This window comes from Streptomyces sp. NPDC002403, assembly GCF_053593015.1.
Genome location: NZ_JBSFBQ010000023.1, coordinates 16,160 through 29,111, shown reverse-complemented (window position 1 = coordinate 29,111; position 12,952 = coordinate 16,160). Strand labels below are relative to the sequence as shown.

Annotated in this window: 13 protein-coding genes; 3 read left to right on the top strand and 10 right to left on the bottom strand. The window is 71.1% G+C overall.

Features of this window, described 5'->3' with window-relative positions; genetic code table 11:
* Positions 1-124: 124 nt before the first annotated feature.
* The 5 genes from ACWCPY_RS23940 to ACWCPY_RS23920 all read right to left on the bottom strand — a co-directional run bounded on the left by ACWCPY_RS23940 (position 125) and on the right by ACWCPY_RS23920 (position 6,433).
* Positions 125-1,201 carry a cell division initiation protein gene (locus ACWCPY_RS23940; protein WP_451268063.1) on the bottom strand — a complete coding sequence of 359 codons (1,077 nt, stop codon included), beginning with the start codon at positions 1,199-1,201 and terminating at the stop codon, positions 125-127.
* Positions 1,202-1,299: 98 nt separating this feature from the next.
* A complete protein-coding gene (gene coaD, locus ACWCPY_RS23935) occupies positions 1,300-1,779 on the bottom strand; it encodes a pantetheine-phosphate adenylyltransferase (RefSeq protein WP_451268175.1) in 480 nt (159 codons plus the stop codon).
* Between the two features lie 26 nt (positions 1,780-1,805).
* Positions 1,806-2,390, bottom strand: coding sequence for a 16S rRNA (guanine(966)-N(2))-methyltransferase RsmD (gene rsmD, locus ACWCPY_RS23930; RefSeq protein ID WP_451268061.1), 585 nt, complete (start codon positions 2,388-2,390; stop codon positions 1,806-1,808).
* A gap of 97 nt (positions 2,391-2,487) precedes the next feature.
* A complete protein-coding gene (recG, locus tag ACWCPY_RS23925; protein ID WP_451268059.1) occupies positions 2,488-4,701 on the bottom strand; it encodes an ATP-dependent DNA helicase RecG in 2,214 nt (737 codons plus the stop codon).
* 112 nt (positions 4,702-4,813) lie between these two features.
* On the bottom strand, positions 4,814-6,433 hold the full coding sequence (locus ACWCPY_RS23920; RefSeq protein ID WP_451268057.1) for a DAK2 domain-containing protein: 1,620 nt from the start codon (positions 6,431-6,433) through the stop codon (positions 4,814-4,816).
* Between the two features lie 259 nt (positions 6,434-6,692).
* Between ACWCPY_RS23920 and rpmB the strand changes: the two genes are divergently transcribed.
* Positions 6,693-6,878 (top strand): 50S ribosomal protein L28, encoded by a 186-nt coding sequence (gene rpmB, locus ACWCPY_RS23915; RefSeq protein WP_030928661.1) that lies wholly within the window; start codon positions 6,693-6,695, stop codon positions 6,876-6,878.
* A gap of 86 nt (positions 6,879-6,964) precedes the next feature.
* Here rpmB and thiD read toward each other — a convergent pair whose 3' ends face one another.
* Both thiD and ACWCPY_RS23905 read right to left on the bottom strand, forming a co-directional pair.
* Entirely contained in the window at positions 6,965-7,771 is an 807-nt protein-coding gene (thiD, locus tag ACWCPY_RS23910) for a bifunctional hydroxymethylpyrimidine kinase/phosphomethylpyrimidine kinase (RefSeq protein ID WP_451268055.1), read from the bottom strand.
* Positions 7,772-7,781: 10 nt separating this feature from the next.
* Positions 7,782-8,753: a thiamine-phosphate kinase gene (locus ACWCPY_RS23905; protein ID WP_072487262.1), complete on the bottom strand. Its 972-nt coding sequence runs from the start codon at positions 8,751-8,753 to the stop codon at positions 7,782-7,784.
* Positions 8,754-9,076: 323 nt separating this feature from the next.
* Between ACWCPY_RS23905 and ACWCPY_RS23900 the strand changes: the two genes are divergently transcribed.
* Together ACWCPY_RS23900 and ACWCPY_RS23895 are read left to right on the top strand one after the other, a co-directional pair.
* On the top strand, positions 9,077-9,310 hold the full coding sequence (locus ACWCPY_RS23900) for an Lrp/AsnC family transcriptional regulator (RefSeq protein ID WP_072487263.1): 234 nt from the start codon (positions 9,077-9,079) through the stop codon (positions 9,308-9,310).
* 20 nt (positions 9,311-9,330) lie between these two features.
* Positions 9,331-9,813, top strand: coding sequence for a DUF3515 domain-containing protein (locus ACWCPY_RS23895; protein ID WP_451268052.1), 483 nt, complete (start codon positions 9,331-9,333; stop codon positions 9,811-9,813).
* Positions 9,814-9,861: 48 nt separating this feature from the next.
* On the opposite strand, the gene ACWCPY_RS23890 is transcribed toward ACWCPY_RS23895, so the two are convergent.
* The 3 genes from ACWCPY_RS23890 to ACWCPY_RS23880 all read right to left on the bottom strand — a co-directional run bounded on the left by ACWCPY_RS23890 (position 9,862) and on the right by ACWCPY_RS23880 (position 12,883).
* Complete coding sequence (locus ACWCPY_RS23890; RefSeq protein WP_451268050.1) at positions 9,862-11,019, bottom strand: D-alanine--D-alanine ligase family protein; 1,158 nt, start codon at positions 11,017-11,019, stop codon at positions 9,862-9,864.
* A gap of 104 nt (positions 11,020-11,123) precedes the next feature.
* Positions 11,124-12,134, bottom strand: coding sequence for an NAD(P)H-dependent glycerol-3-phosphate dehydrogenase (locus tag ACWCPY_RS23885; RefSeq protein ID WP_451268049.1), 1,011 nt, complete (start codon positions 12,132-12,134; stop codon positions 11,124-11,126).
* Positions 12,131-12,883 (bottom strand): lysophospholipid acyltransferase family protein, encoded by a 753-nt coding sequence (locus ACWCPY_RS23880; protein WP_451268048.1) that lies wholly within the window; start codon positions 12,881-12,883, stop codon positions 12,131-12,133. Before ACWCPY_RS23880 ends, ACWCPY_RS23885 begins: the two co-directional genes overlap by 4 nt.
* Positions 12,884-12,952 lie beyond the last annotated feature (69 nt).

The following is a 12,952-nucleotide window of genomic DNA, read 5'->3' as shown; positions in this document are numbered from 1 at the left end:
ATTCGAAACGGGCAGCCGGGATCGCGGACATACGCGCGACCGAGGAGCCAGGATACTGGACGCGCCGCCCAGCTCCCAATCCGGGCGATCGGGGCCGCCCGGACCCGGGCCCGGCCCCGTCCGGTCAGTGTTCCTGTTCGTACCGGCGGAGCTGGTCCAGGTCGATCATGCTGGTGTCGAACAGGCTGGTCTCGTCGAGGGCGCTCTCGCCCTGCTGCTGGAGGGCCTGCTGCGGCTGCTGCTGGTGCCAGCCGTCGTACCCCTGTACCGGGACCTGGGCCTGGGCCTGGCCCTGGTCGTAGCCCTGCTGCTGATAGGCCGCGGCGTACGGGTCAGGCTGCTGCTGGTATCCGTAGACGTCCTGCTGCGGCTGGTCCTGGTAGGCGTAGGTCTCCGCGTAGCCGGGCTGCGTCTGGGCGGGGAACTGCGGCTGGACCTGCTGGTGCACCGGCTGCGGCGCCGGGGTGGCGAGCTCGGCCAGGCCGGCCCAGTGGTCCTCGTCGCTGATGCGCCCCTGGTCGCCCGCCGCGTCCTGGGCGGCCACGTGCGCGCCGAGGTCGTCGGTGGGGATCCGACCGTGCAGCTTCTGCCGGCCGCGGCCGACCGCCTCCAGGGTCTTGGCGAGCACGGCCTCGAAGGCGCCCAGCTTGGTGTCGACGTACTCGTCCGCCCGGCGCTGGAGGGTGGCCGGGTCGGTGCTGCGCTCGGGGGCCTCGGCGAAGTCGGGGTCCTCGTAACCCTGCTCGTCGAAGGGCTGACCGCGGCCGAGGAGCTTCTCGCGGCCCCGATCGACGGAACCGATCGTCTTGGTGAGGACGACCTCGAAGTTGGCCAGCTTGCTGTCCACGTACTCGTCGGCCTCGGCGCGGACCTCGGCGGCCTCGCGGCGGGCCTCGTCGAGGATGCGGTCGGCCTCGCTGCGGGACTGCCGGGCGATCTCGGTGTCGGCGATCAGCGAGGTGCGTTCGGCGCGGGCGGCCCCGATGATCCGCTCGGCCTCCTGGCGGGCCTGTTCGGCCAGCTGCTCCTGGCCGCCGATGAGCTCCTGGGCGTGGGCGAGCGAGCCGGGCAGGGCCTCACGCACCTCTTCGAGCAGCGCGAGCAGCTCGGCGCGGTTGACCACGCACGAAGCCGACATGGGCATCGACCGGGCGTTCCCGACCGCTTCGACGATCTCGTCGAGCTTCTTCTGCACGTCCACCGTGTGCTCGCCACTCTCTACAGCCGATTGGAGACGGACGGGACGACTGTAAGGCCAGTCGGCGCCCGTCCGACACCTGGTGACGGTCCGTCAGTGGCTCAGCGCCCGGAGAGACGCTCGTTGAGGGCCTCGTGGACCACCGGGGGGAGCAGGTGGGAGACGTCGCCGCCCCAGGTGGCGACCTCCTTGACCAGGGAGGACGACAGGAAGCTGTAGGTGGGATTGGTCGGCACGAAGAGCGTCTCGACGCCGGAGAGGCCGTTGTTCATCTGGGCCATCTGGAGCTCGTAGTCGAAGTCGCTGACGGCCCGCAGGCCCTTGACGATCGCCGGGATGTCGCGCTGCTTGCAGAAGTCGACCAGAAGGCCGTGGAAGGACTCGACCTGGACGTTGCCGAAGTCCGCGGTGACCTGGCGGATCAGGTCGATCCGCTCGTCGACCGTGAACAGGCCCTTCTTGGACTGGTTGATCATCACCGCGACGTGTACGACGTCGTACAGCTTCGAGGCGCGGCCAATGATGTCGAGGTGTCCATTGGTGATGGGGTCGAACGACCCCGGACAGACGGCGCGGCGCAACTTGGTTCCCTCGCTCTCCGGTGCGGTCATCGTGCGTCTTCGCACGTAGAGGCGGCGCGACCGTACCAAAGCGTTCCTTCGCCGTATCGACGGGCCCGCAATGCTTCGAATCCCTCGGGCCAGTCGAAATCTCCGCCTCTGGTGCTCCGTTCCACGGTGACGAGGGCATCGTCCGTGAGCCACCCCTGGGCACGGAGTGTGAGCAGTATCTCGCCAAGATCGTCGTCGGTGACGGCGTACGGCGGGTCCAGGAACACCACGTCGTACGGCTGGGCCGGCGCCGGTCCCGTCACGATCTGCTCGGCCTTGCCGGTGCGGACCTCGGCGCCGGGCAGGCCGAGCGTGCGGACGTTGTCCCGGACGGTGCGGACGGCTTTGGGGTCGGCCTCGACGAGCAGGGCGTGCACCGCGCCCCGGGAGAGCGCCTCCAGGCCGACGGCCCCGGAACCCGCGTACAGATCGGCGATACGGGTGCCCTCCAGGCTGCCGAGGAGGGCTTCCCAGGTGGAGAAGAGGCCCTCGCGCGCACGGTCGGAGGTGGGGCGGGTGCCGGTGCCGGGCGGAACGGCCAGGCGGCGTCCGCCGGCCGAGCCGGCGATCACGCGGGTCATGGGTGTCTGGTCCTCGGTTCGTGGGCGGCCCGCGGGGTGCCCCGGCGCCGTGCCACCCACGATATGGCGTCGTGGCCGGTCGGGCCCGCGCACCCGGTCAGCCCTTGTCGAGGTACTGCTCGCGATCCTTGTCGAGCAGCGCGTCCAGCGCGGTCCGCAGCTCCGGCAGGTGTTCCAGCTCCGGGTCGGCGGCGACGATCGCGACGGCCTCCTCCCGTGCGGCGGCGATGACCTCCTCATCGTCGATGACGGTGAGCATCCGCAGCGAGGAGCGGACCCCGGACTGGGCCTGGCCGAGGACATCGCCCTCGCGGCGCTGTTCGAGGTCGATCCGGGAGAGCTCGAAGCCGTCGAGGGTGGCGGCGACGGCGGAGAGCCGGGCGCGGGCGGGACTGGCCTCGTGGGCCTCGCTGACCAGCAGGCAGAGTCCGGGGGCGGAGCCCCGGCCGACCCGGCCGCGCAGCTGGTGCAGCTGGGAGACCCCGAAGCGGTCGGCGTCCATGATCACCATGGCGGTGGCGTTGGGGACGTTGACGCCGACCTCGATGACGGTGGTGGCGACCAGGACATCGGCCTCGCCCGCGGCGAAGCGGCGCATCACGTCGTCCTTGTCGTCCGGATTCATCCTGCCGTGCAGCACTTCGACGCGCAGACCGGCCAGGGGGCCCTTGGCGAGCTGTTCGGCGATCTCCAGCACGGCGAGCGGCGGGCGCTTGTCGCCCTCTTCCTCGGGCGCCTTCTTCTTCGCCTTCTTCCCCGCCTCGTCGTCGGCGTCGTCGCCGATGCGGGGGCAGACCACGTACGCCTGGTGTCCGTTCTCCACTTCCTCCCGCACCCTTTCCCAGGCGCGGCTGAGGAAGTGCGGCTTGTCCTTGGCGGGGACGACATGGCTGGCGATCGGCGAGCGGCCGGCCGGGAGCTGGTCGAGTACGGAGGTCTCCAGGTCGCCGAAGACGGTCATGGCGACCGTACGGGGAATGGGGGTGGCCGTCATGACCAGCAGATGCGGCGGCTGCTTCCCCTTGGAGCGCAGGGCGTCGCGCTGTTCCACGCCGAAGCGGTGCTGTTCGTCGACGACGACCAGGCCCAGGTCGTGGAACTGCACCTTGTCCTCGATCAGGGCATGGGTGCCGATCACGATCCCGGCCTCGCCGGTGACGAGGTCGAGGAGGGCCTGGCGGCGGGCCGCGACGCCCATCGAACCGGTGAGCAGCACCACCTTCGTCCCCTGCTCGGAGCCGCCCAGCATTCCGCCCTCAGCCAGATCGCCCATCATCTCGGTGATGGAACGGTGGTGCTGCTGGGCGAGCACCTCGGTGGGCGCGAGCATGGCGGCCTGCCCGCCCGCGTCGACGACCCCGAGCATGGCCCGCAGCGCGACCATGGTCTTGCCGGATCCGACCTCGCCCTGGAGCAGCCGGTGCATCGGGTGTTCGGTGGCGAGGTCGTCGAAGATCTCCTTGGAGACCTTCTGCTGTCCGTCGGTGAGGGTGAAGGGCAGCCTGGCGTCGAAGGCGTCGAGCAGTCCGCCGGGCACGGCTCTGCGGGCGACGGCCGGGAGCTGGGTGTCGGCGTACCTGCGGCGGGCCAGCGCGACCTGGAGGACGAAGGCCTCGTCCCACTTCAGCCGGTCCCTGGCCTGGGCGATGTCCGCCTTGGTCTGCGGGCGGTGGACCTTCAGCAGGGCCTCGGGGAGCGCGGTGAAGCCGCGCCCCTCGCGCAGGCTCGGCGGCAGTGGGTCGACGGCCTCCTGGGCGCTGGGCAGCACCGTGTCGACGGCCTTGGCGATCCGCCACGAGTCCAGCTGCTTGCAGGCCGGGTAGATCGGCAGCAGCCGCCCGGCGAAGGCGTCCACCGCCTCCGTGGCCTCGGCCCCGTCGATGGACTCGGCGTCCAGCAGCTGGTACGTGGGGTGGGCGAGCTGCATCTTCCGGTTGAAGACGGAGACCTTGCCCGCGAACATCGCCCGCCGGCCGGGCAGCAACTCCTTGTGCGGCTTGTGGACGCCGTGGCCGAAGAAGACCAGCTGGAGGCGGCCGCTGCCGTCGGTGAGGGTCACTTCCAGGCGCTTGCCGCGGCCGTTGTTGAACGTCAGGACACGGGCGTCGGCGACCTGGGCGACCACCGTCACGTGCTCGTCCAGCGGGAGGTCCGTCAGCGCCGTGAGCCGGCCGCGCTCCTCGTAGCGGCGCGGGTAGTGGTGGAGCAGATCACCGACCGTGTGCAGGTCGAGGTGTTCGGCCATCACCTTCGCGGTGGCTCCGCCGAGCAGCTTCTTGAGGGGTTCATCGAACGCAGACACGCGATCCATTGCACACCACACCACTGACAGATGTCCGGCGGGCACCACCGGGAACCCGGGAATCCCTGGTCGGAAGAGTTCGGCTGCCGGGTTACGCGGACCGGCGCCCGGGGCGTCCTGGCTACTCCACCCCGATGAGCAGCGGAGCACTCTGGGGGCCGCCCCGGTAGACCACCGTGTCCACCGCCAGATAGCCCTCGCGCACGTGCTCCTCCAGCGCGTCCGCGAGGCTGTCGGGGACGTCCTCGCCCAGGACCAGGGTGACCAGTTCGCCGCCTGCCGCCAGCATCCGGTCCAGCACGTCGCGGGCGGTCTGCGGTACGTCCTCGCCGATGACCGCGACATCGCCGTCGATCAGGCCCAGGATGTCGCCGGCCTGGCAGATGCCCGCCATGGTCCAGGACTGCCGTTCGGCGACGGCGAGTTCGGCGTAGCGGGTGGCACCGGCGGCGGCGGTCATCGCCACCACGTCCTCGTCGAAGCTGCGGTCGGGTTCGTGGACGGCGAGGGCGGCGATGCCCTGGACGGCGGCCCTGGTCGGGATCAGGGCGACCCGGACTCCCTCCGCGCGGGCCTGTTCGGCGGCGGCAGCGGCGGTGTGGCGCAGCTCCGCGTCATTGGGCAGCAGGACCACCTCGCGGGCGTGCGCCCGCCGGATCGCGTCGACCAGTTCGCCGCTGGCCGGCGGCTCCCCGGGGCGGGCCAGGACCGTCGTGGCCCCGGCCTCCTTGCACAGGCCGCGGAGCCCGTCGCCGGGGACCACGACGACGACCGCGCGCTGCACGGGCTCGGTGTGGGGGTGCACCCGGTCCGCGCCGAAGTGGGTGATCCGGATGCGGTACGGCCGCCCCGCCTCGACCCCGGCCTCCACGGCCGCACCCGCGTCGTCGACATGTACATGGACGTTCCACAGCCCGTCGCCGCCCACCACCACGAGCGAGTCGCCGAGCCGGTCGAGCCGGGTCCGCAGCCGGTCCACCGCCTCGTCCGTGGCCTCCAGCAGGTAGATGACCTCGAAGGCCGGCCCGCCTTCCGCCTCGTCCGCCGCGCAGTCGCCCGGCATCGGAAGGGCGGGCACGGCCACCCCGGTGCGCTCGGGGGCCCGCCCGCAGACCGCTTCGACGAGTGCTGCGAGCACCGTCACCAGTCCCTGTCCCCCGGCGTCCACGACGCCCGCCCGGCCGAGGACGGCGAGCTGTCCGGGGGTCGCTTCCAGGGCCGTCCTCGCCCCCTCGTACGCCGCCCGTGCGACCGTCCCGGTGCCGGCGTCGTGCGCGGTGCGCGCGGCGGCCTGGGCGGCCGCGGTGGCCACCGTCAGCACGGTGCCCTCGACGGGGTGGGCGACGGCCTGCCGGGCCGCTTCGGCGGCGACGGCGAGCGCCCGGCGCAGATGGTCCGCGTCATGGCCGACGGCGAGCACGCCCGCCATCCCGCGCAGCAACTGGGCCAGGATCGTGCCGGAGTTGCCGCGGGCGCCGATCAGGGCGCCGTGCGCCATGGCCCGTACCGCGTCGGCCGCGACGGGTGCGGTCGCTCCGGTCTCGTGGGCGGCGAAGACCGCTTCGACGGCCTGGGCCGCCGATTCCACGGTCAGGTAGAGGTTCGTACCGGTGTCCCCGTCGGCGACCGGGTACACATTGATCGCGTCGATCGCCTCGCGCTCCCGGCCCAGCGCCTCCAGGGCCAGTGAGCACCAGGTACGCACCGCGACGGCGTCCATGTCGTCGTCGGTCTGCGGCACCTGTCGGCCCTCCTCGGATTCGGCCGTGGGCGGCCGGCTGCATCGCAGGGTAGCCCCCGCGCGCCGGGTCCGGCGGGGACAGGGGGCGGGACGAGGTCGGTGGAACCCATGGTAGTTTCGTTCTACCGACGCAGCCGTTGTATGCTGCTTCGGTTGCCCGATGAGAGTCGGGCCATCCCTCCGGCACCGCCACTTCAGTCATATGAATCCGGCGCGCCGGATTTCACTGTAAGTGCATCTGAAGTCTTTGGAGTGACCCGTGGCTGCCAACTGCGACGTCTGCGGCAAGGGGCCGGGCTTCGGCAATAACATTTCGCACTCGCACCGCCGTACGTCCCGTCGCTGGAATCCCAACATCCAGCGCGTGCGTGCCGTGGTCGGTCGGACGCCGAAGCGGCTCAACGTCTGCACCTCGTGCATCAAGGCCGGCAAGGTCGCGCGCTGACGTTCCCGTCGTAGCGCAGCCTTCCGGTTGCCCAAAAAGCCGGTCCACCTCGGTGGACCGGCTTTTTGCTGTGCTCCGGGGCGCCCTCACGCGGTGCGCGTGCGCCAGCCGTGGTCGACCGGGCCGATCCCCGCGCCCAGCGGGAAGCCCGCCGCGATCGCCCCGGTGACGTAGCCCTTCGCGTCCCGAACCGCCGCGGGTACGTCCTGGCCCAGGGCCAGTCGGCAGGCGATGGCCGAGGCGAGGGTGCAGCCGGTGCCGTGGGTGTGGCGGTTGTCGTGCCGGGGAGCGCGCAGCCAGTGCTCCTCACTGCCGTCGGTCAGCAGGTCGACGGGGTCGCCCGGCAGATGGCCGCCCTTGACCACCACCCAGCGCGGCCCGAAGTCCAGCACCGCGGCGGCGGCCCGCCGCATTCCCGCCTCGTCCTCGACGTGGATGCCGGTGAGCTGTGCCACCTCGTCCAGGTTCGGGGTGGCGACCGTGGCGGCCGGCAGCAGTTTCGTCCGTACGGAATCGAGCGCCTCGGCGGCCAGCAGCGGGTCGCCGTGCTTGGAGACGCCGACCGGGTCGACGACGGCCGGGGCGCCGGTGGCGGCAAGGAGTTCGGCCACGGTCTCCACGAGGACGGCCGACGACAGCATTCCGGTCTTCACCGCCTGGACCCCGATGTCGTCCACCACGCTGCGGTACTGGGCGCGCACGGCGTCGGCGGGCAGTTCCCAGGCACCCTGCACCCCCAGCGAGTTCTGGGCAGTGACGGCGGTCAGCACGCTCATCCCGTGCACACCGTGCGCCAGCATCGTCTTCAGGTCGGCCTGGATGCCCGCACCGCCGCCGGAGTCGGATCCGGCGACGGTGAGCACACGGGCGGGTACAGCAGCAGATAGGGGCATACGCCGAAATCTACTGGGCGTCCTCGATGTCCCCGAAGTGGTCCCAGCCGCCCTTGACGGTCCACGGCGCCCCGTCGACGGTCACCTGCGGGAGCGCGGAGGGGTTGAGGACCTCGCCGATCACCTTCCAGCGGGCGGGCAGCTTCACGTCCGGCGGGAAGGTGGCGACGATCGCGTGGTCCTCGCCCCCGGTCAGCACCCACTGGAGCGGGTCGACGCCGACGGCCTGCCCGATGTCGGACATCTGCGAGGGGATGTCGATGAGCCCGGACCGCAGATCGATCCGGACCTTGCTGGCCTCGGCGATGTGCCCGAGGTCGGCGACGAGCCCGTCGCTCACGTCCGTCATCGCGGTGGCGCCGAGCCCGGCGGCCGCGGGGCCCGCGTGGTAGGGCGGTTCGGGGCGCCGGTGGGCCTCGACGAAGGCGCGGGGCGAGCGGAAGCCGCGGGAGAGCACCGCGTACCCGGCGGCGGACCAGCCGAGCCAGCCGGTGACGGCGACGACGTCGCCGGGCTGGGCGCCGGAACGGGTGACCGGCTCGTGGTTGCGCAGATCGCCCAGCGCGGTGATCGAGACGGTGATCGTCTCGCCGCGCACGACGTCCCCGCCGACCACGGCCGCGCCCGCGACCTGGCACTCGTCACGGATACCGTCCATCAGCTCGCCGGCCCAGGTGACCGGGAGTTCGGCGGGGACGACCAGGCCGAGCAGCAGCGCGGTGGGCACCGCGCCCATGGCGGCGATGTCGGCGAGGTTCTGGGCGGCGGCCTTGCGGCCGACGTCGTACGCCGTCGACCAGTCGCGGCGGAAGTGCCGTCCCTCCAACAGGATGTCCGTACTGGCCACGACCCTGCGGTCGGGAGCGGTCACGACCGCGGCGTCGTCGCCGGGGCCGAGCCGTACCGCCGGAGTGGTGGTGAGCCGGGAAGTGAGCTCCCTGATGAGCCCGAACTCCCCCAACTCGCCCACGGTTCCCTTCACCGAGTCTCACCTCTCATCTATCGCGCCGGACGGTCGTCCGGGCTGCTTCGGCGGCCGGGGGTCCGGACCCTGGACCGGCCGCCGCCGCAGGGAGCAGTCTGCCCGGCCCGTCACCGCCACCCCCGTCCCCCTTCCGGACCGCTGCGCTTGCGGTCGCGGGCCGTCACTGCTGTCGGTACTGTCAAGAGTTACGTCAACTTGTGTCTTGCGTACGCCACGCTGTGGGCGTCAACGGTCCACAGGTCTCCCCGCGGCACGCGGCAACGCGATACCGTGGCGTCCCTTCTCCCCCACATGATCCTCGTGGCCGCCCTGGAGGTTCCGTGGTACAGGCGTACATCCTTATTCAGACCGAGGTGGGCAAGGCGTCGACCGTCGCCGAGACCATCGCACGAGTTCCGGGAGTGATCCAGGCAGAGGACGTCACCGGCCCCTACGACGTGATCGTGCGCGCACAGGCCGACACGGTCGATGAACTCGGCCGCATGGTGGTCGCCAAGGTCCAGCAAGTGGAAGGCATCACCCGAACCCTGACCTGCCCGGTCGTTCATCTGTAGCCCCCGTCTACGCTGGGCCGGTGAGATCTTCGCGCCGACTTCGCCATTCCGTGTTCCTCGGCCCGTCCGTCGCCGCACTGCTGCTGGCCGCGGCGGGCTGTTCCCCAACGGACGCCGCGGTGTCGATCACGGTTCCCACGCCGTCCCCGGAAGCCGCGGGCTACTGCCGTGCGCTGCACAAGGAGCTGCCGAGGACCGTTGCCGGTCTCGGCCTCGGTGATGCCGGGCCGAAGTCCGAACTGACCGCCGAGTGGGGGGACGGGGAGATCGTACTGCGCTGCGGTGTCCCCCGGCCCGCGAAGATGGACGACCCCATGGCGAAGGGGACCGAGGCGAACGGCGTCAACTGGCTGCTGGAGCAGCCCGACGACGCCGGCCCGCGCTTCACGACGACGTACCGCAAGGCGTACGTCGAGGTGTCGCTCTCGGAGGCGTACGCCCATGACGCGAGCCCGTTGGCCGCGTTCGGCCCGGCCGTCCGCAGGACGGTTCCCGGACTGTAGGGCGTGCGCTCCCGCCCGGGAGCGCACGCCGTGCGGCGCGGGGACGGCTCAGCGCAGGCCGGTCGGGCGGCGCAACGCGGCCTGGATCAGCCGGTCCACCAGTTCCTGGTAGCTCACACCGCTCTCCTGCCACATCCGCGGGTACATGGAGATCGGGGTGAAGCCCGGCAGGGTGTTGATCTCGTTGATCACGAAGGTGCCGTCCTCGGTGAGGAAGAAGTCGGCGCGGACCAGCCCCTCGCAGGACGTGGCGTCGAAGGCCTCGACCGCGAGCCGCTGGACCTCTGCCGTCTGCTCCTCGGTGAGCGGGGCGGGCACGATCCCGGAGGCCGAGTCGATGTACTTGGCCTCGAAGTCGTAGAAGTCGTGCGAGGTCACCGGGGGGATCTCGGCGGGCACGCTGGCGCGCGGCCCGTCCTCGAACTCCAGCACCCCGCACTCGATCTCGCGGCCCCGCAGCAGCGACTCGACCAGGAACTTGGGGTCGTGGCGGCGGGCCTCCTCGATCGCCTCGTCGAGTCCGGACAGGTCGTCGACCTTGGTGATGCCGATGGACGAGCCGGCCCGGGCGGGCTTGATGAAGAGCGGCCAGCCGTGGTCACCGGCGAAGTCCACGATGCGCTTGCGGGCACCGGAGGGGTCGTTGTCCCACTCACGGGGACGCACCACGAGGTACGGGCCGACCGGCAGCCCGTAGGAGATGAAGACCCGCTTCATGTACTCCTTGTCCTGGCCGACCGCCGAGGCGAGCACCCCGGCGCCGACGTAGGGCACACCGGAGAGCTCCAGGAGACCCTGCAGGGTGCCGTCCTCGCCGTACGGGCCGTGCAGCACGGGGAAGACGACATCGACCTCGCCGAGCGCCTTGGGGACCGAGCCGGGCTCGCTGTACACCACTTCGCGGCTGCCGGGGTCGACGGAGAGCACCACGGCGCCCTCGGTGGACTCGGCCAGCTGGGCCACTTCCGGCATCTTCCGGTCCGTGATGGCCATGCGTTCGGGTTCGTCGGCGGTGAGCGCCCAGCGGCCGTCCGTCGTGATGCCGATCGGCAGGACGTCGTACTTGGTCCGGTCGATGGCGTTCAGGACGGCGCCGGCCGTGACGACCGAGATGCCGTGTTCGGAGCTGCGGCCGCCGAACACGACGGCCACACGCGGCTTGCGGAGCTGCTGCTCCGGGCTCTGGGGGAGGTTCTCGCTGCTCATATCGCGTTGAGCGTACCTGCTGGTACCACTCGCGTCAGCGCGGCCGGGGGCGGCCGGAGCGGTGACCGTGAACGTTCACCGCTCTGGCCGCCCCCGCCCCGGCTTCAGCGCCGCTCGGGCTTCGCGCTGCGCGACATCAGCTCGCCCAGCGCGACCATCGGCGGCTTGCCCTCGTGGACGATGCCGACGACCGTCTCCGTGATCGGCATGTCGACGCCGTGCCTGCGTGCCAGATCGAGCACCGACTCACAGGACTTGACGCCCTCGGCGGTCTGCCTGGTGACGGCGATGGTCTCCTGGAGCGTCATGCCGCGGCCGAGGTTGGTGCCGAAGGTGTGGTTGCGCGAGAGCGGTGAGGAGCAGGTCGCCACCAGGTCGCCCAGGCCCGCGAGTCCGGAGAAGGTCAGCGGGTCGGCGCCCATGGCCAGACCGAGGCGGGTCGTCTCGGCGAGTCCCCGGGTGATCAGCGAACCCTTGGCGTTGTCGCCGAGACCCATGCCGTCGGCGATGCCGACCGCCAGGCCGATGACGTTCTTGACCGCGCCGCCGAGTTCGCAGCCGACCACATCGGTGTTGGTGTACGGGCGGAAGTACGGGGTGTGGCAGGCGCTCTGGAGGCGCTGGGCCACGGACTCGTCCTGGCAGGCGACGACGGCCGCCGCGGGACGGCGCTCGGCGATCTCCTTGGCGAGGTTGGGGCCGGTGATGACGGCGACCCGGTCCGCGGAGACCTTGGTGACGTCCTCGATGACCTCGCTCATCCGCTTCGCGGTGCCGAGTTCGACACCCTTCATCATCGAGACGAGAACGGTGTCGGAGCCGAGGTGCGGGGTCCATTCGGCGAGGTTGGCGCGCAGGGTCTGCGAAGGCACCACGAGTACGGCGAAGTCGGCGCCGTCCAGCGCCTCGACGGCGTCGGTGGTGGCCCGGACCGAGGCGGGGAGCTCAATTCCCGGCAGGTAGTCCGGGTTGGTACGGGTCGTGTTGACGGCCTCGGCGATCTCGGCGCGACGGCCCCAGAGGGTGACCTCGCAGCCGGCGTCGGCGAGGACCATGCCGAAGGCCGTACCCCATGAGCCGGTTCCGAAGACGGCCGCCTTTGCGGGGTGCGTCACTTGGTTCCCTCTCCTTCGGCCTTGCGGCGCTGCTCCGCGCGGGCCTTGCGGTGGTCGTAGGGCTGTGCGGGGGCCTGCTCGCCCCGCACGATCTCCAGCTGAGCGGTCACCGCGGCCATGATGACCTCGGTCGCCTCGCGCAGGATGTCGGGCGTCGGTTCCCTGTCGTAGAACCGGGAGAGGTCCACGGGCGGTCCGGCCTGCACCTGGAGGGTCTTGCGGGGGAACAGCCGGAGCTTGTTCTCCTTGGCGTACGGCGGCATCGCGAAGTTGGCGCCCCACTGCGCGACGGGGATGACCGGGGCCTTCGTCATCAACGCGACGCGGGCGGCACCGGTCTTGCCGGCCATCGGCCACATGTCGGGGTCGCGGGTGAGCGTGCCCTCCGGGTAGAAAGCGACGCACTCGCCCCGCTCGATGGCGTCGACGGCGGCCCGGAACGCGTCCAGCGCGTTGGTCGTCTCGCGGTACACCGGGATCTGACCGGTGCCGCGCAGCATCATTCCCACAAAGGGGGTCTTGAACAGGCCCGCCTTGGCCAGAAGCCGCGGCACCCGTCCGGTGTTGTACTGGAAGTGGCCGTAGGAAAGCGGGTCCAGATAGGAGTTGTGATTGACCGCGGTGATAAATCCGCCGTCGGCCGGAATGTGTTCCATCCCCCGCCAGTCACGCTTGAACAGAACCACCAACGGCGGTTTTGCGATGACCGCCGCCAGGCGGTACCAGAAGCCGATTCTGCGGCGGGACACTCGGACACCTTCCTCTAAGGACCTGAACTCTGCCTGGCTACCGACGGTCAAGTCTCGCCCCAGGCCCCT